The following is a 20881-nucleotide window of genomic DNA, read 5'->3' as shown; positions in this document are numbered from 1 at the left end:
CGGAGCCAGAGGGAGCCAAAACTGCGGGCCTGCCCGAAGGCATCGAGGATTTGCGCATGATCGGACAGGTTGCCTATCTGCGCTTTACCGCCTTTCCGCACGATCCACGCACAGCACCCGCCGCACGCGCCTTCCTTGTGGCAAATGCCCGCAGGACGAAGGCGGTCATCATAGATGCGCGGCCGCTTCCCGGCGGAGGCATTGAAGTGATGGACGCGATGCTGCCGCTCTTCTTTTCTGAGCGAACGGTCCTGGCGCGGCTGGAAACCAGAGCGTCCGGTGACAAGGAAAGCCCCTTCCCAGACGGCCCAACTTTAATCCGAAGGACGGGTCGATCTGGCTTCATCACCCGCGACCATATTGTCACACCAGACGCAAGCGAGACCCGACTGCGGAGGGTCCCGCTCTACTATCTTACCTCATCGGGTACGGCCTCGGCGGGTGAGCATCTTGCCTTGGTGCTCAAGCGGACAAAAAGAGCAACGCTGATCGGCGAAAAAACCCGAGGCGCAGGGCACTACGTCACGCTCGCCCCTGTTGGAACCCGTCTCACCGCTTTGGTGCCCGTGGGTCGAGCTTTCGACCCTGACACAGGGTGGGACTGGGAGGGTGTGGGGGTCACACCGGATGTTTCGGTTCCCGCTGACGCCGCCCTTGATGAGGCGCTTAAACGAAGCCGCTGAGTGTCTGCACCGGGTCGAAAACAGATCTTGGCGAATGTCCGCTATGGGTGGAAAGCCGGCGTTCCGACGAATGCATGAAGCTTGGACATGGATGAATACGGCGCCGTTGTGCAGGTCAGCAGCGAGGCTCTCGGTTGTTCCACTCCGGTATCACTCTTAGCCGTCTCTTACCCCAGTAACTGAGGTCCATCGAGATCCTCGCGCGCGCTCTTGCGTGCGTGTAGATGGCCTGATCCCCGCGATCGTCCTCGCCCGTGAAGCAGGACCTCCAGCCTTGTCGCTCCAAAGCAGCGACAATCGGCAGGAAGGCATTCTGATCACGATCATGCCACAGGGTGAGTTGGTCGAACCCACCGCCGCCGTTACTGCCGTTGAGATCGAGAGCCGCATTGAAAGGCCCGAAGCCCAGGAACATCACGCCATCCCGACGGCAGCGCATTTCCGTAGTGTCCTCCAGGCATCTAGTGAACCTGGATTTGAGCGCATATGACAAGCTGCCGCTTACCGGCAGGCCATCGAATGAGAGCGGAGGAGGCGGGGGACGATCTGGACCGCCGCAACCGGCCAGCAGGGCCACTGTAGCCAAGAGCGTGCCAGGAACATAAGCCTGCAGCTTGGTGAGCATCGAGTGTCTCCGCTGGTGCCGCACCTTCGGAAACGGCTGGCGAGTTGAGCCAGCCACCAGAAGGTCAAGATCCGTTACGTGAAAGCTTCTGCCGAGCCGACGAAAGACCGGCTGTGCCACCGCGCCAAACCCAAGATTGCTGTGAGCTCAATGCCGAGCATGGCCGCGTCAGCGAGTGCTGGGGCGGCGTGGGCGAAGGCCACAGTCGTGAAGATAACAAGAGTGACTGTTGTTGCCGCACTAAGCGCGGCCAGGGCAGCTACGCGCTCCCACTCACGTTCCAAGATCAACCAGGCGATCCGAAGATGGCAGACTGAGAGCACGATCATCAGAGCCGCCAGCGCAGGGACGGCGGACCGATTGGCATCGCTGAGGAGAGGCTTGTACCCGCCGGTGACATCGAGCCAGGCACCAGTCCCGACCTGATCGAAAAATGAGAGGGGAAAGTCTGCGAAGATGCTCGCGAGCAGGTGCGCTGCCGCTGGAACGATCAGGCCAAGGGCGAGGAGATGGCTTACTATGGCGAAGCGTCCCTCGGCGTGCGCCGGCAACTCGCGCAACGCTGCCATCAAACAGCCCAATGCAAAGGCCAGTGGCTTTCCGTCTTGGCTTGCAGCTTCGAGCTCCACCTGCATCGCCAAGCCCCATTCGCGTCTGCGGCCGGCGAGACAGCTGACGGCTAGCGCCATCACCGCTCGTGGTAGTGTCGCGATCATGCGGGCGAGGACCTGAGGCCGAGAGGACGCTCATCTTCTTGTGGCGTTCGTGCGAGCGCCAGACCCGCGGCCGTCAGCCGATAGGCGTGACGAGCGGGACGACCGGGCTGCGCCGGCTCCCGCCATTCGGCTTCCACAAGCCCCTGATCGGTCATTCGCATTAACAATGGATAGAGCGTACCAGACAGGAGGGGCGTCTCCTTCATCAAGTCATAGCCATGACGCCACTCCTGAGGTCGCAAGGACAACGCCTCCAAGAGTGCGAGCATCTGCTTAGATGGTCGCCTGTTTCGTCTCACCCGGATGAATACAACATATGTAGAGTTAACGGTCAAGAGCTCATGACGAGCTGGCTGATAGCCCCCGCGCAAGGGAGCTGCTGAATGTCCGCAATGGGTCGAAAGCAGATGTCGGCGGAATGCCTCGAACGGGTGGAAAGCCCACATTTTGGAGGGTCGACCTTAAGGTCCGCTCTGCGCCAATGCCGGTCGTTCGAGGTTTGGCATTAAGTCGCAGAAGTAGGACCTTCTCCACGATGAGGGCTGAGGTTCGTTTGCAACCCCCCGCAACGAGCGCCTTGCTGGCTGCGAGGTGCCAGGAGCGTGGCGCTCAGCCGCATTGCGACGCCGGAATAGAAAGGATGAAGGCCATTCCGCGGCCACCGCTCGGCGCGGCGGTGAGGCGGCCGCCATGGGCGAGGGCTATCTGGCGGGCCAGAGCAAGGCCGATGCCGGCACCGCCTTCCTTGGTCGTGTAGAAGGGGACGAAGATCTCCTCTATCCGTTCGGGCGGGACCCCCGGTCCGTCGTCGCGTACCTCGAAGTGGAGCTCCCCGCTATCCGCCGCACAGGCGAAGCGCACCGTTCCGCCACCCGCTCCGGCAACGGCGTCGCCGGCATTGCGCAGCAGGTTCAGCAGCGCCTGGCGCAGCAGCCCGGCATCCGCCTCCAGCGGCACGGCGGCGGCCGGCAGGGCGGCACAGAATGCGATGCCGCGCGCGCGCAGCTGCGCGTCGCCGAGCGCCTCGATGTCCGCAAGGAAGGTAGTCAGGTCCAGCGGCGCGAAAGCAGGATCAGGCAAATCCGCGATCGCGCGATAGCGCTCGACGAAGTCGATCAGATGCCGGCTCTGCCGCGCGATTGTGTCCGCCGCGCCGCTGACCGCCGGCCTCGTGTCGCCCCGGGCCATCCGCGCAAGGCTCTCCGCCAGCGACGCCACGGGCGTAAGCGTGTTCATCATCTCATGGGCGAGCACGCGAGTCATGGCGTGCCATGCGCCGACTTGGACCGCGTCCAGCTCCCCCGCCACCGCCTGCAGTGAGACCAGGCGTTGCGCCCCGCCGTCCGGAGTGGCGACGGCACCCACCCAGACCAGCATCGAGCGGCCGTCGGAGAGCGAGACAACCCGGCGGCCGCCCACCGGCAGGGCGAGGACCTCGGCCGCCGCCGGCCTGTCCAGCGCATCCTCCAGCCGCGCCGCCTCGCCGGCGAGGATGCGGGCGGCGCGGTTCGCGAAGCGGATGCGGCCGTCGGAGCCGAGGGCAAAGAGGGCCACGGTGACCGCGTCGAGAAGCGCCAGCGCCTGGTCGAGCTGCTGCGCCCGCGCCCGTTCCTCAATGGCCGGCGAAACTAGGTTGTCCTGCCGGCTGCGGAGCGCGACCCGAACGACGTCGAGCAGCAGCAAGGCGGCCGCCGCGGCGAGTGCGAAGGCGCTGGCAAAATGCCTTGTTTCGGCCAGCAACCGGAAGAGAAGGCCAGTGGCGACGGCCGCGAAAAGGAGCCGCCAGCCGGCAGCGGAGACTGTGTCGAGGCGTGCGAGAGCGCTAGAGCCCATGCTTTGCCATGCGCCGGTAGAGCGCGGGGCGGCTGAGGCCGAGCGCTACCGCAGCCTGAGTGATGTTGCCGTCGTGCCGGTCGAGTGCGCCGGCGATAGCCGACCGCTCGAGCGCATCGAGGCTGGTCCCTGCACGCGCTGTCCCGGTGCGGCGGGCCGCCTCCTGAACCGCGGCAACCAGCACTTCATTGCGCCATGGCTTGAGCAGGAAATCGCTGGCGCCCCGCTTGAGGCTTTCGACGGCCAGCGAGACCGCGCCGAAGGCGGTCATCAAAATGACGGCGAGCGTCGGATCGGCCGCTTTGATCATGTCGAGAGCCGTCATCCCTTCACGCCCCGACCGTTCCCCGGCTGCAAAGTTCATGTCGAGCAGTGCACAATCGTAGCGGCCGGCGGCCATCAGCGGCGGCACCGCATCGGGCGAGGCGGCGCTTTCCACCCGCAGGACCCAGGGTTCAAGTGCGAGCGCCACCGCCTGATGCACCTCGGGCTTGTCGTCGATCACCAGAATGGCGTTGAGGCGTTCCATGGCGCAAGCGTAACTGGCGAAAGGCCCCTGCTCAACATGTCCGGATACGGACGCTCCGCGCCTCCAGCGTGTCTTCGCCAAGCCTATCATCCTAGAAACACGTGTTTTTCCTGCAGCGCGACTCGGTGTAGCATCGCGTGATGGATCAGTTCCTCCAGGTCAGCTCTCTTTCGCGAGCCTATCGCAGCGGCGACGTTGAGACGCAGGCGCTTGACGCCGTTTCTTTCGAGGTCGCGGCGGGCGAGTTCGTGGCGCTCATGGGTCCGTCCGGCTGCGGCAAATCCACCCTGCTGAACATCCTGGGCTTCCTCGATCCGCCGGACGCAGGTTCGTACCGGCTGCGGGGAGAGGAGGTGGCAACGCTCTCCGACGCGCGGCTGACGCGGCTCCGGCGCGGGCACGTCGGATTTGTCTTCCAAAACTTCAACCTGATTGACGAGCTCAATGTCGCCGAGAACGTGGAAGTGGCCCTGCTCTACCGGAGCGGAGATGCACGGCGGCGGCGGATCGATGCGGTGCTGGAGCAGGTCGGGCTCGCCCACCGCGCGCGCCACCGGCCGCGGCAGCTGTCGGGCGGGCAGCAGCAGCGGGTGGCTATCGCCCGCGCCCTGGCCCCGGAGCCGGACCTCATCCTGGCCGACGAGCCCACCGGCAATCTGGATACGGCAAACGGCGCTGCGGTGATGGAGCTTCTCAAGGGCTCAGCGGCGGCAGGCACGACCGTGATCATGGTGACCCACTCGGCTCTCCATGCCGCCGCGACCGACCGGACGATCCGGATGCTCGACGGGCGAATAGTCGGAGAGACGCGCCTGTGACGCGGCTGCTGCGCCATTCGTTCGTCGCCTGGGGCCGCAACCTCGCGGCCAACCGGCTCCTCTCCGCCATCGCCGTTGCCGGTCTTGTGATCGGCCTCGCCGGCGCGATCCTGATGGCGCTCGTGGCGCGGGTGCCGCTCACCTACAACCACCTCGTGCCGGCGCACGAGCGGACCTACCTTGCCGTGTCGATCGCGAGCGGCCCCGGCATGGTGCCGGACTATCAGCAGAAGAGCCCGGCCAGCGCGGCGGCGCTCCTCGAGGCGAACGTCCCAGAGGTAGAAGCAGCGGCGCGGCTCCTTGAGGCCGAAGTGGAGCTGCGCCGCAAGGGTGTCGTGCAGAAGGAAACGATCTATTGGGCGGACCCCGATTATTTCGACCTGGCGCGCCTTCCGGTGCTGAGCGGCGACCTCTCCTCCGCCCTCCGCAGCGGCCATGGGCTGGTGATGACGGAGGCGATGGCGCGCAAGCATTTCGGTCGTACCGACGCATTGGGCGAAACGGTTGAAGTTGCCGGGCAGCCGATGGTGCTGCGCGCGGTCATCGACTTGCCGCCCGGCGGCACCGACCTTGCTACTGGCATCTTTGCGTCCGGCCTAGCCACGCGTTCCGGCCTTTTCCTGATGCAAGCCGACGCACCGGGAACCTTTTCTATCGACGTGAGGACCTACATCCGGCTGCGAGCGGGCGCTTCGGCCCAGAAGGCGGGAGACGCGATCCAGCGGGCGATCGCCGGGCTGGTGCCGCCGCCCTTGCGCGATGCTTATCGGCTCGAGCCCGTCCGAATCGACCGGCTCGCCCTGCACGAGGGCTTCCATCCCGGCGCGCGCGAGCGGCTGGTGATCGGCAGCCTGGTTGCGAGTCTCGTCCTGCTGATCGCGACCGCCAACTTCGTCAATCTGAGCGTCGCACTTGCGGGGCGGCGGCGGCGCGAGATCGGGGTGCGCAAGGCGAATGGCGCTGGCCGCAGCCACATTGCGGGCCAGTTTCTCGCTGAGGCGGTGCTGACGGTGCTGCTGGCGACTCTTCTCGCGCTCGCGGCGGCCGAATGGCTGCTGCCGGTGGTCAACGGCTTCCTGGAGACGCAGGCGCGCCTCGATTATGCCGCCGATCCGACTCTGCTCCTCTGGCTGGTGTCGGGCGCAATTTTCCTCGGCCTCGCGGCGGGCGCCTACCCGGCCTTCCTGCTCTCTTCTCTGCCTCCTGCGGCGACGCTGCGGGACAGCGGCGCCGCGGCGGCGGGCGGCGGGCTGATCCGGAGCACGCTCGTTACAGGCCAGTTCGCGATCCTCATCGGTCTGATTATCGCCACCTCCGTGGTGCACCAGCAGCGGCTCTTCGCGATGCGCGAGGCGTTGCGGATGGACATCGATCAGGTGCTGACCGTCACCGCGCGCTGCCCCCCAGCCTTCGTCGCGGAGTTGTCGAAGCTGCCGGAGGTACGCGCCGTCTCGTGCAGCAGCGACAGCCTGCTCAAAGGCAACGTATTCACCGCCCTTCAGTGGAAGGGCGGTCGCGTGATGGCCGACATTGTCTCCGCCTTGCCCACGATCTTCGCCCTCTACGGTGTCCGGCCCGTCGCCGGCAGCCTCGCAGCGCTGCCTCGCGAAGGACAGGAGGCCGTGCCGCGGGTGATAATCAACGAAGCGGCCGTGCGCGCCTTCGGCTTTGCCTCGCCGTCCGCCGCGATCGGGCAGGCGCTGCCCTATTCGAACTCCACCTCGCCCGACGACAACGGGCAGTCGCAGGTCGTGGCGGTGGTCCCCGATTTCGCCTTCCATTCCGTGGAGACGCCGATCGAGCCTACTCTCTACCTTCCCCAGCCGCCCGGCGAGTTCGAGACGGGCCTGGTTTCGATCAAGCTCGCCGGCCGCCACGTACCGGAGACGCTCGCGCAGATCGACCTGCTGTGGCGGGCCACCGGTAATCAAGGGCAGATCGAGCGTGCCTTCGTCAGCGAGCACATCGAGCGGCTGTATCGAAGCCTGGAACGCAACGCGCAGCTCTTCGCGGTCTTTTCGGGCCTCGCCATATTCCTTGCCTGCCTTGGCCTCGTCGGCCTCTCCCTCTCGGCGGCGCAGCGGCGAACCAAGGAGATTGGAATCCGCAAAGCGCTGGGCGCGAGCACGCGCCAGATACTCGCACTGCTCCTGTGGCAACTCAGCCGGCCGGTGCTGCTCGCCAACCTCATCGCCTGGCCGATCGCCTGGTGGCTGATGCGGCGCTGGCTGAACGGCTTTGCCGAGCGCATCCCGCTCCAGCCCTGGCTATTCCCAGCGGCCGGGCTGATCGCCCTCGCCCTTGCGCTTACCAGCGTCGGCACGCTCGCCTACCTCGTCGCGCGGCAGAAGCCCGTGCATGCGCTTCGGTACGAATGACAGGCGCAGACCGCTTCGAGCCCGTTCTTCACTAAGCGCCACTCCACCCTGCAGCGGGCGTCCCTGCCTGTAGAGCGCCTGAAGCCAGTCAAACGGCGCCCAACGCGCGCCCGCTTTGTACCATCCCCGCCACCAGGACCGGTCCTTCTGCTTTCGGCCACATGCCGTCGCCAGGAGCTTAGCCCGCTTGTTCCCCTGCTCCGCAAGCCGCGTCCGCAAGCCGGTTCAACTCGGAAAGGTCCTCTGCCGTCAGCCTCACCCGCGCCGCCGCGACGTTCTGCTCCAGGTGCATCAACGAGCTGGTGCCGGGGATTGGCAACACCACCGCAGACCGCGCCAGGAGCCACGCGAGCGCGACTTGCGAAGTGGTAGCGCCGATGCGCCGTGCTAAGGAGTCCAACGGCCCGCCCGCCGCGCATAGCGAGCCGCTGCCGAGCGGATACCATGGGATGAAGCCAACCCCGTTCGCTTCGCAGTGGTCCAACACGGCTTCGTGCTCACGGTCAGCTACGTTGTAGCGATTCTGCACGGTTGCGATTGGCGCAACCGTTCTAGCCCGCTCGAGCTGCTCAGCGGAGACCTCTGAAAGGCCGATGTGCCTCACCTTGCCCTCGCGTCGCAATCCCGCCAGCGCACCGACTGAGTCCTCGATCGGCACCGCGGGGTCGATGCGGTGCAACTGGTACAGGTCAATCCGCTCCACCTGCAGGCGCTGGAGGCTGCCCTCGCAGGAAGCCCGAATCTCCGACGGCGAACCCTTCGTCCGCGTCTGGCCCCAGTCGCGCGCCCGGCGATCGATGCCGCACTTGGTGGCGATCACCAGCTGCGGCGGATAGGGAGCTAACGCTTCGTAAATCTGGCGTTCGTTGATCTCCGGCCCATACGCCTCGGCGGTGTCGATAAAATTGACGCCGAGCTCCACCGCGCGGCGCAGCACCGCGAGTGAGTTGGCTGGATCGGGCGGTTCGCCATAAACGTCCGGGCCGACGAGGCGCATTGCGCCGAACCCGAGGCGGTGAACTTCAAGGTCGCCGCCTATCCTAAAGGTGTCCGCAGCCCCAATCTCCATCCCTGCTCTCCTGCTGCGGCGCGCCATCTGGACCGGCGGCTTCGCTGCTGGCGCTCACCGGCGGCGTAGCTTCACTTCATGCGCATCACGGCGGCTAACGTCTCAATTGCGCCCCACAGATTGCCGATGCGGAGATTCTCATCCTCGGCATGCTGGTTGTTGTCGTGGTTGGCGAGCGACAGCGTGACGCTCGGCGCGCCCAGCGTTTCGCTCAGCAGATAAAGCGGCAGGCTGCCACCAAGCGTCGGAAGCACCACCGCATCGCCGCTGCCCTTCACGGCGGCGATCACGCTCTGGGCGAGCGGGTGAGCAAGTTCGGTGCGTTCTGCATTGTAGCCGCTCTGCGGGATGGCGGTCGCGATCTTTGCGAAGCGGCGACGTTCTTCCATGGTCGGTTCACGATCCAGCACGGTGAAACCCTGACGCTTGATATGCTCGATGACGCGCGCGACCTGGCGCTTGTGATCGTTGCCCTTAACGAGCCGCAGGTCGAGCGTTGCACTTGCGGTTGTCGGGATGACGTTGCGCGCCTTTTCGCCCACGTCGGCCGAGCGGATGCCGTTGATGTTGAGCGAGGGCTCATGGATGAGATCGAGCAAGGACCGGCCGCCGCCTTCCGTGGTCGCAAGACCGAGATCTTCACGCAGCTGCGCGTCAGCCGACGGAACCACTGCGATCGCCTGCCGCTCGGCGCGACCGAGCGGCGCGACGTCGTCGTAGAAGCCGGTGATGGTCACTCGACCATTCTCATCCTTCATGGAGGCAAGCAGGCGGCTCAGCATCATGGCAGGATTGGGCGCCCAATTGCCGTAATGGCCGCTGTGGAGGGGCCGCGCCGGACCGTGCACGACGATGTCGAGATTGACGTCGCCGCGCACGCCCAGCACCACCTGCCGCGCTCCGCTGGGATGCGCAGGGCCGTCGACGATAACCCAGCCATCCGACTTCAGCGTCGCGGCATGCTTAGTGAGAACCGAACGCAGGTTCGGCGATCCCGCTTCCTCCTCGCCCTCGAGGAAGATCTTGACGTTGAAGGCGGGTCGCTGTCCTTGCGCCCTGAGCGCGTCCACTGCCGCGAGGATCGCCATCACTCCGAGCTTGTCGTCGGAAGCCGAGCGGGCGTAGATCCGCCATTCCGGATCGATGGCAGCGCCTTCAGCAGGAAGCGGGATCAGCTTGCCAGGCCGGTCCAGCCGGGCAGTGCGCAGCACCGGCACAAATGGCTGAGTCGATTTCCAGTCCGAGGGCGTGACCGGCTGACCGTCGTAATGGGCGTAGATGACGAAGGTGCGAGTCGCTCCGGGCACGAGCCATTCGCCATAAACGGCGGGTGGGACTGCAACGTCATCGGCCTCCAGCAGCCGCGGCGAAAGCCCGCGTTTCGCCATCATCTGGAGCAGCCGGTCGGCATTGCGGCGGATGTTCGCCGTGTCGCTGGCGATGTTCGGAATGGCCAGCAGATCGAGATATTCGCGCAGAATGGGCACGCGCTGCTGCGCGACCGAGTTGCCGACCTGCGCGGCTCCCGGAGCCGGTGCCAGCAGAAGGGCACCAGTCGCTATCCATCGCAATCGGATCATGCTCATGCCGACCAGCCTCCTTGTCCAAATCCGGCCTAGAGGACGTTCGATGCTACAGACGCACGCCGCCGTTAGCGCGCTCGCCGCGCAAACCGATACTTCTCTGCGTCTCGTCGTGACATCCCGTCCATCGATAGGGGCAAACCTCAATAAGCAAGGCCGATGCCGTCGGCCCGCACCTCTGAAGCCGCGCTGTAGACGCGTTCCTCGCCGCTCTCCCGCCGCTCCACCGAGGAATAGCGTCCAAAACCGCCATCGGACGATCCTAACCGCCAGCCCATCTCGGCCAACGCCAGAGCAGTGGCATCCGGAACGCCGGTTTCCAGCCGGAGGAGACCAGTGCCGCCAATCTCCTTGTCGTCCTCCCCCATCTGCTCCGAGGACCCCTCATGCTGCCAGCGTGGCGCGTCGCCCGCCGCCTGCCCGTCCAGCCCGTGATCGACCCGGTTCATGATGATCTGCGCCTGCCCCTGCGGCTGCATCCCGCCTCCCATCACGCCAAAGGACAGCCAAGGCTTGCCGTCGCGTGTGGCAAAGCCGGGGATGATCGTCTGAAAAAGCCGCTTGCCGGGCGCGTAGACGTTCGGGTGCCCCTTCTGGAGGGTGAAGAGCTGACCACGGTCTTGGAACATAAAGCCGAGCCCATCAGCGACCAAGCCCGCGCCCATCCCGCGGAAATTGGACTGGATCATCGACACCATCATGCCGTTCTGATCCGCCACGGTGAAGTAAGTGGTGTCGCCTCGCGACGGTGCTTCCCCGGGGCGGATCTCCCGATTAATCTGGTCCGGCCGGATCAGTTTCACCCGCTCGGCGGCATAGTCTTTGGAGACCAGCCAACCGACCGGCATTCGCGAGAAGTGGGGATCGCCATACCAGCGGGCGCGGTCCTCGTAGGCGAGGCGCTTGGCTTCCGCGCCGAGGTGAATCGAAAGCGTTGTCTGGAAGCCTGCCTCCCGCATATCGAAGCGCTCGAGCATGTTGAGCATCTGCAGCGTCGCGAGCCCCTGCGTGTTCTCCGCGATCGCGTGCACGCCGACGCCGCGATAGGTGGTCATCGCCGGCTCGCTCCAGTTGCTCTGATGGGCCGCCAGGTCGGCGCGCGTCAGCCAGCCGCCAATCCGGCGGAAATAGGCCTCGATCGAACGCGCGATATCGCCGTCGTAGAATGCGTCCCGGCCGCCCTGCGCGATCGCACGGTAGGTTCGGGCGAGATCGCGATTGCGGAAAATTTCCCCGGCCCGCGCTCGCTCGCCCGAGGCGTAGGTCGCCTGCGCGTTGGCGATCTCCTCGATGCCGCGGTCCGGGCCCGCGAAGTTCGCCATCGCCCGGTTCATGTAATAGGCGACAACTGGAGAGAGCGGGACGCCGCCTTCCGCATAAGCGATGGCCGGCTCGAATAACTCGGCCCAGCGCAGCTTTCCGTAGCGCTGATGCAGGCGCCACCATGCGTCGACCGTTCCAGGAACGGTCACAGTTACCGCGCCGTAGGGAGGCAGCACCCCTTTTTTGGCGCGGGATCGTACTGTCTTTAGGCTGAGGCCACGCGGCGATCGGCCGGACCCGGCTATTCCCACCACGCGCGAGGATCCAGGGTCCCAAAGCATTGCGTACAGGTCGCCGCCGATGCCGTTGGCGGTAGGCTCTAGGAAGCCAAGCGCGGCATTGATTGCGATCGCCGCATCGACCGCCGAGCCACCATTCTTCAGGATCTCGATGCCAGTCAGCGTGCCAAGCGGATGGGATGTGGCCGCTGCGCCGTTGCGCCCGAATACCTCCGACCGCGTCCCGAAGCTTGCGCCCACCGGCCGGTCGCCCGCCTTCACGTCCTGGAAGAACTGGGTGGCCGGCAACGCTGGGCTGAGCGGCGGCAAAGACGGGGTGGTCTGTGCCGACGCACTGCGCGTCAAACCCACGGCGGCGAGCGGAGCTGCGGCAAGGAATGTGCGTCTTCTCACTTGAAAATCCTCGAATTTCTTTGCGCCGAGAGACTAGCAGATCGGCCGCGGCTGGCACCAGCTACCGCCTCTCAGCGGTGGCGAGCCCGGCGCAGACGTTTTGGTCGGGACCAGCGCACGTCCGCTTCTGATCAGCAGGGCGAAAAGCAGCCGACTGCTCACGGCCAGCTCCTGCCTTAGCGCTCCAGCCGGGCGCGGACCGCGCCGAAGCGGCCCGCGAACAACGCAATGTCGCGGTTGGGGCCTATTGCCACATCGACATTGCCGAGGAAGGCGCGCTGCAGAGGCCGAGCGGCGGGTTCGCGCTCGCACGCCTCGGCGGGTCTGTCCGGGCCGAAGCGGACGGCGCCGTCCAGCTCACGCGGAGCTGCCCGCCAGCGCCCGTCGGTCATGCCGCAGGGCTGAGTCAGACGGAAGCGGTTGCCGGGCAGAATAGCCAGGGTGCCGCCTGCAGCTGCTAGGAGAGTGAAGCGCATCCCCGGCGCCAGGCGGCTTGTAACTCCGCCAGTTCCTGTTGGGGCACCGCCCGAACGTCGGAGGCGGACGGCGCCAGCCGGGGACGAGAGCAGCAGGCCCTTCGGGATGCGGCCGATCCGCGGCTCCGACAAAATGATGCGTTTGAAGCGGACATCGTCGCGGCCGGGCAGGCAATTGGCGAGAGTAGTTAGGCCACTGCTGTGTAGGAATAGCTGCCGCTCGAAAGGGATCGCCAGCCCCTCGGTGTGATTGCAGCCGTCCCACAGGTAAAAAGCGTTGCGAGTCAGAATGAGCTCGGCCGGCTTGGCGCCATTGCGCTGCGCGGCCGTGGGGCCGCCCTCGACTTCGTATCGGCCCGAGAGCGACGTCGCCTCGCTGCTGCCGCGGCGCACGAGGTCGCCGACCATCCAGTGGCCGCCGCCCGCAAGGAGGATCTCGCCATTGGGTCCGTTCACGTAGCGCAGCAATCCGCGCATCGCTGTAAGCCACTCTTCGCTCTGCCCGCGCGACGCGGAGTTGCAGGCTCGCGCGGTGCTGCGGTCTGGCTTCAGGACGACCGCGCCGTGACCGGTCTGACCCCAGCTGCCTTCCGCCACTAGGCAGGGAGTCTCCAGGGTGAAGCGATCGCCCTCCACCGTGAGGACCGGGCCGGAGCGCGCGCCTGGCATCTCGATCGGCTTGCCGTCGAGCGCGCCGAAGCTCCAGGCCGTGCCGATCATCGGGATGGTCGGCGCCGCCTGACGGTCAGACGGCAACGGGCCGGTACGCGCCAGCTCCATCCGCCGCGCGGGAGCGACGAAGACGACCCGGTCGGGCCCCGACCAACGGAGGTGCGCGGCGTTCCCCAGCACTCGCCAAACGGCCGTCTCCTGCTCGTCGAAGGGCGGCCCGCAGGCCATGGCGGTGGACATAGTGGAGCCACCATAGAAACGGCCTTCGTGCGCCAGGCCCTGGCCGCCGAAGGAGTTGCAGCCGGCATAGCCGCCATAACCACCCTCATTGAACGTGAGCACGGGCGGCTTGCCATCGCGCCCGACGGCTGGGGCGCGGCCGTCAAGCGAGACGATCCGCCACTGGCCGAGCAGAACGGGTGGTGGGGGCTCCGCCGCTGGCTGCGCCGAAGGGGCGGATGAGCAGGCGGTGGCCGCGAGTAGCAGAGGGGTGAGGCGACGCATGATCGTCATAACGCCTCAGCGCGGGCGAACGGCGCGGCTGGCTTCGGCTAAGCGAGAAGTAGAGAGCGGTCTGTCCCCCTCAGCCTATGTCGAGGCGTCTGGCGAGCTCCGGGGAGCTGCGACTCTGCTGGACCCGGTTGAGCGCTCCTGCTCTTCGCGCTTGATTCTGCTGCGGAAACGCAAGATCCATCGTCGCTCTGGGGGCGTACCATGTTGTTTGCTTTGAAGCGCGCAGCGCGAGATCCGAAGGACCGCCTGGAGGCGCGCGATCTCATTCGAGAGTGGCGCGTACATAACAAGCCGGCATCCCTTCGAGAGCAGAGCTTGGGAATGCTTGCATGTATGGCAGCGATGCTCCCCTTGGATTACCTCTTCTTCCCAGCCGAGCTAGCGCCGTGGGCGACATTCCTTCGGGTACTGGCAATGAGTTCGGCGGGCTTAGGTTTGCTGATCGCGAGGAACCCTCAAGGCACTCGGCTTTGGGCTAGCATCTCCTCGTGGGTCCTCCTCCCGACACCAGTGATAGCAACACTTGCGCACCTGCTCATGGTGTACTGGGGGCCCTATGAGAGCCGAACGACCGCGCTGATCGTCACCTTCGGACCATGCTTCGCCTTCTATCTTTCCGTGTTTCGGATTTACAAATATACTCGTGAGTTCACCGTTTTTACGCTTGCTTGCTGCTTTGCAAACTTGGCGCTGATGATAACCCGACCTGAGTTGGTCGGGGAGGCGGGAGTATTCTTCTTCGCCATTTCCGGAACCGTGACGTTGTTCCTGGTAAGTCGACGGCTGTTCGCCGAGAGTTTGCTGGAGAAGTTCAGGAACCTGCGCTCTTTGCAGCCCTCCATCGTCGCACGCCGGCTCACCGTGTCCGACAAGAGTTTAGCGGAAGACGAGGCGTTCAGCGCACGCGACCGCTTCACCGTTTGCCTGTCCTCAGACTGGCGCAACTACCAGGAGATGGCTGGCTCAAGGGATGGCCGGATGATCTCTCGGCTGTTCGAGGTCTACTACAACATCGTATTCGCTGAGCTTGCTCGAACGGTGCCATCGGGCCGCTACTACGCGGACTGGACCGCGGACGAGATCATGATCATCTTCTACGGAGATACCGACGAGGAGCGAGAGACGGTCATCAAAGAGGCTCTCGCCTTTACCCGCACTCTCGCCAGCGACATCCCCGAGAGGGTACAAGAAGAAATGGGGCTCACGCTCAAGTACGACATCGGAGTCGCGGCCGGGATGGGCTACCTTGGATTGCAGGGGCCTCGCGAGCGGCGGAAGACCACGATTGCTGGCGAAGTGCCGGGCACCGCGAAACGGCTTGAGACTGAAGGCAAGGAGCTCCGCTCTTCAGGCTTCGACAATGAATACCCGAACGTGGTGATGGATGAGATCATCGGCGCTTCTGCCGCCCAGGTTCTGGACCAGGGCTGGCAGGCCAGCTTTCCCGCAGGGGCCAAGAACATCAAGGGCAGGCAAGTGACTCTCTGGAGGTGCAGCGGAACGGCCCAGCATACCCTCCTGCGGCTGGCCCGAGCGGCCGCATAGTTCCCGGGCGTTGAAGTTCACCTAGTGCCGTAGATGCGGTCCCCCGCGTCACCAAGACCGGGTACGATATAGCCATGGTCATCGAGTTGCTCGTCGAGACCAGCGGCCCAGATTGGCACGTCGGGATGTGCCGCACGCAACGCTTCTGCACCGGGACGAGCGGCGAGCATGCAAACAAAACGCAGGTCGCACGCGCCAGCTTCTTTCAGGCGATCGACTGCCGCGATCGCAGTGTGCCCCGTGGCAAGCATTGGGTCGACAACGATGACGAGACGCTCAGCGCAATCCTCGGGTGTCTTGAAATAATACTCGACCGCCTCAAGAGACAGCGGGTCCCGATAGAGCCCTATATGAGCCACGCGAGCGGAGGGCACCAGGTCCAGCATGCCTTCGGCCATCTGAAGGCCGGCGCGGAGTATCGGTGCGAAAACCAACTTCTTTCCCTTGATCGCCGGAGCCTCGGCAACCGCAATGGGGGTTTCTATAGTTACGGGTGCTGTGGGCAGATCGCGGGTGACTTCGTAGCAGAGCAGCGTTGCGATCTCACGCACGACCGAGCGAAACAATTGTGTGGAGCTGTTACGGTCGCGCAGGATGGTAAGCTTGTGCTGCACGAGCGGGTGCTGGACGATTGTCAATCCATCCATGATCAGAATACCGTCCCGTCGCTGATGATATCGAATGGGGGCCCGCCACCTGGTCGTCGCTCCGCCGCTATCCTCCGGCCTGCCGCCCAGCTCCCACCCTCGAGCATGCGCGCGAGCGGGAATTCGGCCTCACTGACGCCCAATCTTCCCCGAACCAACGGCGACATTCGGTCCAGCAGAGCCACAGTGAGCGCGCGCCAGGCCACGATCAGCGGATCGGAGACGTGGTGCGGCTGCGAGGCGCCCAGCGGGTTGCTCAGGGTGAGAACGCCCGTATCAACGAACAGCCCGCCATTGCGATACTCGGCCAGCCCGGTCAGCCCATCGATGTCGACCACATCGATGCCGGCATCCTGAAGCGGCTCAATCAGGGAATAGCTCAGCCATTGCGAGAGCTTGTGAAGCGGCACGAGCCCATTGCTCGCGTCACTCCGTCGGATCGCGGGATGCCGCCAGCAGTCGCCCAATGGCAAGCCGTCCAGTTCAAGCCGGTGGGCCCAGATCGGCCCCAGCGCCTCCAACACGAGCTCGAGGATGGCGGTAGCAGGGAGACGTCTTTGCTGAGCGCGACGCGCGAGCACGTCATAAAGACCACCCGGGCGAGGTGCATCAACGCTGGCGAACAGATCCGGGCGAGCGTCAATTTGCTCACCCAAGCGGCGCAGCAAAGCCAGGCGGCCTTCCAGTCCGACCAGGGGGTTCTCCACGCTCGCCTGGAAACCTTGAGCGAGCGTCTCAGCGCTTAGTGAGCCGAGTTGGGAGCCGTTCAGCGTTCCCGCTTCGAACATTCGCTGGCTGGCAACGGCAAGGCCTTCCGATCGTGCAAAAGTCCCGCCACTCGTCACATCACGGTAGCGCCAGTCGGGTCCGGCGCCCGCGTCAAGCAAGACGGAGAAAATGACCAGATCGAATGCGGCCCGGGCGCGATCAGGGCTGGAGGCGGGAAGCTGTGGATCCCCGGCGACAAAATGCCGCCAGCGCGCATGAAAGGGGATGGCGAGGTCCGGGTAGGTTTCCCGGGTCACTGCAGCAGTCCGATCCGCCGCCTCTGCAAGTCGGGGTAGATTGACCCTCCAGCCTTCGACCTGCCCGTCCAGCGCAAGCTCGAGCATCTCATTGGCGCGTTCGCGTACGGCGGCGGCCGTCAGTAGCCCATAGTCGTTTCTGTGCTTCATGCGCGTCAGAACCGGCCGAGATCCCGTCCGACCACCTTCTTCAGATCGTCGGCACTGGGCGCGCCGCCCGGCGTGAAATATCCAGCTGCCTTCTTGGCCTCCATCTCCACACTCGCGTCGAGCGGGATGAGATCAGCAGGAATCGGCACCCGCTCGCCGATCTCGATTCCGGCGCTGACGAGCGCGTCATACTTCATGTTGGACATCGAGACGAAACGGTCGATTCGACTGATGCCCAACCAATGAATGACATCGGGCATCAGCTGCTGAAAGCGGGCGTCCTGCACCCCGGCCACGCATTCGGTGCGCTCGAAATAAGTCGCCGCCTGGTCGCCGCCGGGCTGGCGCTTGCGGGCGTTGTAGACCAGAAATTTGGTCACCTCACCCAACGCGCGGCCTTCCTTGCGATTGTAGACTACTAGGCCGACGCCTCCCTCTTGAGCAGCGCGGGTCGCTTCCTCGATGCCATGCGTGAGGTAAGGACGGCAGGTGCAAATGTCGGAGCCGAACACGTCCGAGCCGTTGCACTCATCGTGCACCCGGCAAGTGAGCGCATCGCGACCAAGCCCTTCCGTGTCACCAAAGATGTAGAGGGTCATGCCACCGATAGGCGGAAGAAAGACCGAGATGTCCGGCCGGGTGACAAGCTCGGGGTACATGCCGCCGGTTTGCTCGAAAAGGCAGCGTCGAAGGCTGCCTTCCTCGACGCCGAAGCGCTCGGCTACGCCTGGCAGCCACCAAACGGGATCGATGGCGATTTTGGTGACCGAGACGTCTCCCGCGTCGTGAACAATCGTGCCGTCTGCCACCAGCCGGCCCGCACGCATCGCAGCATAGATTTCGGGAAGCGTCAGGCGCGCCTTGGTGATTGCAATCGAGGGCCGGATATCGATCCCTTCTGCGATGAGCTCCGCAAAATCGTGGGCGATGCGGTGTCCCCATGGATCGAGCGATACGATTTTGTCGGTGCCCGCCCACTGGGGATAAGGGCCGATCTGGCACACAGGTGACGTGTCTTGAAGGTCGGGCCGCGCCCGCGGGTCCATCGCGCCGGAAGAAATGGCGAGCGCCCGATAAATTGAATAGGAGCCTCCATGGGCGCCGATCGCATTGCGGTGCGCGACTGAATTCATGGTCGCGATCACCGGCCCACGCGCCTCGGCTGGCGCAGCCCCCCAACTCAAAGGAAAGCGTGGCCGACCACGCGAGCCTGGGTGCGATGTGAGCCGGATGTGGCCCCGGTTCGGTTCAGCCATCGACACCTCTTTTTCGGGCGGCCTGTGTTCTAAAACCGCACCGCCGGTGCAGCGTACGTCAGCACATGCCTTCCCGCTAGAGCCGTTCGCGGCTGCCAATACCTCGGAGCCTAGACGGACAATGGGGCGGGCAACCAATTCTGTCCCTTCCGCTATGTCAGACGAGATGGAGCGCACGCCAACCTTTCCTTTGATCCGGCCGATGCAAGCTCCGCACATCTTTAGCGCGGGCGAACGGCATCCTAACGGCAGCGGCGGCGCAAACCCCTGCGCGCCCGTTCTCTACAGCCGGCTCAGAACCACCGCGACTTTGCACTGCGAGCGGCTGCCGCTAGCAGCCGCGCATGAACCTTGACGACCTCCTGCAGCGATATTTCGGCACACCAGACCCGTCACAAGCGTCACCAGAGGTGCAAGCAGCAGGCCTTGATCGGCTGCGAGTGGACTTCGGACTCGAAGCCGATCGGCCGCGCCGCTTCGCGCTGTGGTCGCTGCTCTACATGTTGGGGCAAGCGCCCGAACTGGACGTCGCCTTCAAGGAGGAAGCCGATCGGGAAGCGGCACGGAATCTGATGGACCTGCTCTCGGCCTCGGAGGAGAGGTAGCGAGTCCCTTCAGAGGGCGAGGGATGCGTTTGCTCTTCGTACGGCTGGTTAGGTGGATGAGGCGACAGCGGTCACAGCGGTAGGACCGAAGTTGCAAGCCGGCTTGCCGGATCGCGAGAAGCGCATCCTCCTCTGTTCGATAGGACTTCTTCTTCGCGCAGATGCTCTGCCGGGTGGCCACCATCTATCTCTAGCACAGAGCGTTGCTTGCTAGCAGCCGAACCCAAAAAGGCCGGCGCGCTGCCAGCGCTAATATCGTTTCGTCGTGTGCGTCAGGTTTCAGTGGCCTCCCTCTACCCAGGGCACGTTCGCTTGACGGAACGCCTCGGCCAAAGCCGCCTCGAGCTCTATCGCTTCCCACGCCATCATCGGGTTGAGGTGAGCGACAAGATCGGGAAGCAGCCGTACTCCGAACCGCTTCACGGCCCCGCTGGCCTTGTAGCCCGCCTTGTGCTGATCGAAGCGCAAGTCGGGATCCCGAGAGGTCTGCCCGACATACAGCCCGAACAGGTCGCGCCGGGCGGTGTTGTACAGAAGGACAACGTACACGGAGTGGGTTGCGCCCTTTTTGCCGGCAGTCTCTGCAGTTAGCCCGCGAGCGGCAGCCGCAGCTCTCTCCATCCATACAGGCGCAGCCATTGTGATCCTTGTGTAGCAAGGGTCGACCGCCGACGAGAGGCTAGTTCGTCAGACCGGCTGGCTTGGCCAGCAGCTGATTGATGCGCGTTACGATCATGCGCCAATTCGCGGCGCCGTCGATCTCTCCGTCCTCGAGCAGCTTATCCGCTCTCATCGCTGCGAAGATTGGGGCGTCGAGGCCATGCTGGCGAATGGCTTCATCTGCGCAGGCCCACAGCTCCCATTCGGACAGAACCAGACGCTCGGTCATGGAAGGGCCGGGCCAGCAGCCTTGAGCAGTCGGCGCGTGATTGGGGCCGTGTCCGACGGCAGATTGCCCAGTGCGAACTCCCGGACTGCCTTGATCTCCAGCGACCATCTGGGCCGGTAGACGACCCCTCGCGCGACAAACAGACGCGATTGGTCTTTCCGGAAGTCGGGACGGTGCTCGAACCGTGTAACCGCCTGCAAGCTTTCGCAGCTGATCAGGCCTATCTCTTCGCGAAGCTCTCGAAGCATCGCGGCTTCGGCAGCTTCGCCTCGCTTGAGCCCGCCACCAGGAAGTCTCCAGCCGCGGGCGTAGCTCAACCTGAATAGCACCAGCTTACCGGCTGGCGTGATCGGGACCGCGTGCACGCCGAATGTCACCGGCTGCGTGAAGAACCACATGATCCTGCGCAGACCCTGGGAGGCGTTTACGGCGCGGTGCAGAACGCTCGTCAGCACCTGACTATCCTGCTCACCTCGAGCAGGTCGAAGTCTGAGCGCACGCCTTCCACTCCAACCCTGAGGCCCAGCAGTTCTTCGCATCGTGCGTCGGCGTCCAGCCTCCACCGGCCGCCATCATCCATCTGGAGTATGAGCGAGCGTTGCTCCCGCAGGAGCCGGCCTTCCTCAACATGAACCTTGCCGATCGGCATCAGCGGCACAAGTTGCGCTGACGATCATATTGAGGCCAGCGAAGGGCGTAGCCGCCGCGGATCATCGCGCAGCCAATGTCCTTTCCGGCCGCGTTGGAGCACGAGGCTGCCGTGCGCTCTCCCTTGCCCGACCCGTATGACCTGCAGCGCAGCGGTTTGCCGGAGACCAGCACATGGCCTTCACGGGACCGACCTCGCGGCTGGCCGATCAGCGTGACCAGATTGTCTCTGGTCGCTTTGCCCGACGTGCGAGGGCAGGGGTGCC

21 protein-coding genes and 1 pseudogene are annotated in these 20881 nt (G+C 64.9%); 5 read left to right on the top strand and 17 right to left on the bottom strand.

The genetic code is table 11. The annotated features are described in order from the left end of the window. The coding region (locus VF631_RS01025) for a S41 family peptidase (protein WP_431848402.1) at window positions 1–683 on the top strand (683 nt) is incomplete at its 5' end. Between the two features lie 115 nt (window positions 684–798). Here the strand turns inward: VF631_RS01025 and VF631_RS01020 are convergent. The 5 genes from VF631_RS01020 to VF631_RS01000 form a co-directional block, all read right to left on the bottom strand. Continuing rightward, window positions 799–1308 carry a hypothetical protein gene (locus tag VF631_RS01020; RefSeq protein ID WP_431848401.1) on the bottom strand — a complete coding sequence of 170 codons (510 nt, stop codon included), beginning with the start codon at window positions 1306–1308 and terminating at the stop codon, window positions 799–801. A 74-nt stretch (window positions 1309–1382) separates the two neighbouring features. Continuing rightward, window positions 1383–1943 carry a hypothetical protein gene (locus VF631_RS01015; protein WP_431848400.1) on the bottom strand — a complete coding sequence of 187 codons (561 nt, stop codon included), beginning with the start codon at window positions 1941–1943 and terminating at the stop codon, window positions 1383–1385. Between the two features lie 77 nt (window positions 1944–2020). Continuing rightward, a complete protein-coding gene (locus VF631_RS01010) occupies window positions 2021–2293 on the bottom strand; it encodes a PadR family transcriptional regulator (protein ID WP_431848399.1) in 273 nt (90 codons plus the stop codon). Window positions 2294–2633: 340 nt separating this feature from the next. After that, window positions 2634–3857, bottom strand: coding sequence for a sensor histidine kinase (locus VF631_RS01005; RefSeq protein WP_431848398.1), 1224 nt, complete (start codon window positions 3855–3857; stop codon window positions 2634–2636). After that, on the bottom strand, window positions 3847–4362 hold the full coding sequence (locus tag VF631_RS01000; RefSeq protein WP_431848397.1) for a response regulator: 516 nt from the start codon (window positions 4360–4362) through the stop codon (window positions 3847–3849). The genes VF631_RS01005 and VF631_RS01000 overlap by 11 nt, the downstream gene beginning before the upstream one ends. A gap of 164 nt (window positions 4363–4526) precedes the next feature. Here VF631_RS01000 and VF631_RS00995 point away from each other — a divergent pair, with 164 nt between their 5' ends. After that, on the top strand, window positions 4527–5204 hold the full coding sequence (locus tag VF631_RS00995) for an ABC transporter ATP-binding protein (RefSeq protein WP_431848396.1): 678 nt from the start codon (window positions 4527–4529) through the stop codon (window positions 5202–5204). Continuing rightward, entirely contained in the window at window positions 5201–7582 is a 2382-nt protein-coding gene (locus VF631_RS00990; RefSeq protein ID WP_431848395.1) for an FtsX-like permease family protein, read from the top strand. Before VF631_RS00995 ends, VF631_RS00990 begins: the two co-directional genes overlap by 4 nt. 178 nt (window positions 7583–7760) lie before the next feature. Here VF631_RS00990 and VF631_RS00985 read toward each other — a convergent pair whose 3' ends face one another. The 4 genes from VF631_RS00985 to VF631_RS00970 all read right to left on the bottom strand — a co-directional run bounded on the left by VF631_RS00985 (window position 7761) and on the right by VF631_RS00970 (window position 13841). Beyond that, window positions 7761–8651, bottom strand: a complete 891-nt coding sequence (locus VF631_RS00985) for an aldo/keto reductase (RefSeq protein ID WP_431848394.1) — start codon at window positions 8649–8651, stop codon at window positions 7761–7763. Between the two features lie 71 nt (window positions 8652–8722). After that, on the bottom strand, window positions 8723–10237 hold the full coding sequence (locus VF631_RS00980; protein WP_431848393.1) for a M20/M25/M40 family metallo-hydrolase: 1515 nt from the start codon (window positions 10235–10237) through the stop codon (window positions 8723–8725). Between the two features lie 140 nt (window positions 10238–10377). Further along, window positions 10378–12189, bottom strand: coding sequence for a gamma-glutamyltransferase family protein (locus VF631_RS00975; protein ID WP_431848392.1), 1812 nt, complete (start codon window positions 12187–12189; stop codon window positions 10378–10380). A gap of 176 nt (window positions 12190–12365) precedes the next feature. Next, window positions 12366–13841, bottom strand: a complete 1476-nt coding sequence (locus VF631_RS00970; RefSeq protein ID WP_431848391.1) for an META domain-containing protein — start codon at window positions 13839–13841, stop codon at window positions 12366–12368. 546 nt (window positions 13842–14387) lie between these two features. Here VF631_RS00970 and VF631_RS00965 point away from each other — a divergent pair. Next, window positions 14388–15395, top strand: coding sequence for a hypothetical protein (locus VF631_RS00965; RefSeq protein WP_431848390.1), 1008 nt, complete (start codon window positions 14388–14390; stop codon window positions 15393–15395). 17 nt (window positions 15396–15412) lie between these two features. On the opposite strand, the gene upp is transcribed toward VF631_RS00965, so the two are convergent. The 3 genes from upp to VF631_RS00950 are packed head-to-tail and all read right to left on the bottom strand — an operon-like array spanning window position 15413 to window position 18572. After that, window positions 15413–16042 (bottom strand): uracil phosphoribosyltransferase, encoded by a 630-nt coding sequence (upp, locus tag VF631_RS00960; RefSeq protein WP_431848389.1) that lies wholly within the window; start codon window positions 16040–16042, stop codon window positions 15413–15415. Window positions 16043–16044: 2 nt separating this feature from the next. Further along, entirely contained in the window at window positions 16045–17217 is a 1173-nt protein-coding gene (locus VF631_RS00955; protein WP_431848388.1) for a DUF1688 family protein, read from the bottom strand. Window positions 17218–17222: 5 nt separating this feature from the next. Beyond that, window positions 17223–18572, bottom strand: a complete 1350-nt coding sequence (locus VF631_RS00950; RefSeq protein ID WP_431848387.1) for a GTP cyclohydrolase II — start codon at window positions 18570–18572, stop codon at window positions 17223–17225. A 245-nt stretch (window positions 18573–18817) separates the two neighbouring features. Between VF631_RS00950 and VF631_RS00945 the strand changes: the two genes are divergently transcribed. After that, the gene (locus VF631_RS00945) at window positions 18818–19078 is read left to right on the top strand and encodes a hypothetical protein (protein ID WP_431848386.1); all 261 of its coding nucleotides are present in this window, start codon (window positions 18818–18820) and stop codon (window positions 19076–19078) included. A gap of 279 nt (window positions 19079–19357) precedes the next feature. On the opposite strand, the gene VF631_RS00940 is transcribed toward VF631_RS00945, so the two are convergent. From VF631_RS00940 to VF631_RS00920, 5 genes and pseudogenes are all read right to left on the bottom strand, one after another. Then, window positions 19358–19627 carry a hypothetical protein gene (locus VF631_RS00940; protein WP_431848385.1) on the bottom strand — a complete coding sequence of 90 codons (270 nt, stop codon included), beginning with the start codon at window positions 19625–19627 and terminating at the stop codon, window positions 19358–19360. 130 nt (window positions 19628–19757) lie between these two features. After that, a complete protein-coding gene (locus tag VF631_RS00935) occupies window positions 19758–19967 on the bottom strand; it encodes a DUF6961 family protein (RefSeq protein WP_431848384.1) in 210 nt (69 codons plus the stop codon). Continuing rightward, window positions 19964–20422, bottom strand: coding sequence for an NUDIX domain-containing protein (locus VF631_RS00930; RefSeq protein ID WP_431848383.1), 459 nt, complete (start codon window positions 20420–20422; stop codon window positions 19964–19966). The genes VF631_RS00935 and VF631_RS00930 overlap by 4 nt, the downstream gene beginning before the upstream one ends. Next, window positions 20416–20616 carry a DUF5818 domain-containing protein gene (locus VF631_RS00925; protein ID WP_431848382.1) on the bottom strand — a complete coding sequence of 67 codons (201 nt, stop codon included), beginning with the start codon at window positions 20614–20616 and terminating at the stop codon, window positions 20416–20418. Before VF631_RS00925 ends, VF631_RS00930 begins: the two co-directional genes overlap by 7 nt. After that, window positions 20616–20881, bottom strand: a pseudogene (locus VF631_RS00920) (hypothetical protein); the annotation flags it as partial. The gene VF631_RS00925 and the pseudogene VF631_RS00920, both read right to left, overlap by 1 nt.

Origin of the sequence: Allosphingosinicella sp. (assembly GCF_036387615.1) — a bacterium.
Classification (GTDB): Bacteria; Pseudomonadota; Alphaproteobacteria; order Sphingomonadales; family Sphingomonadaceae; genus Allosphingosinicella.
Note: the sequence above shows the minus strand (reverse complement) of the source record. Positions and strands in the feature narration are given on the sequence as shown.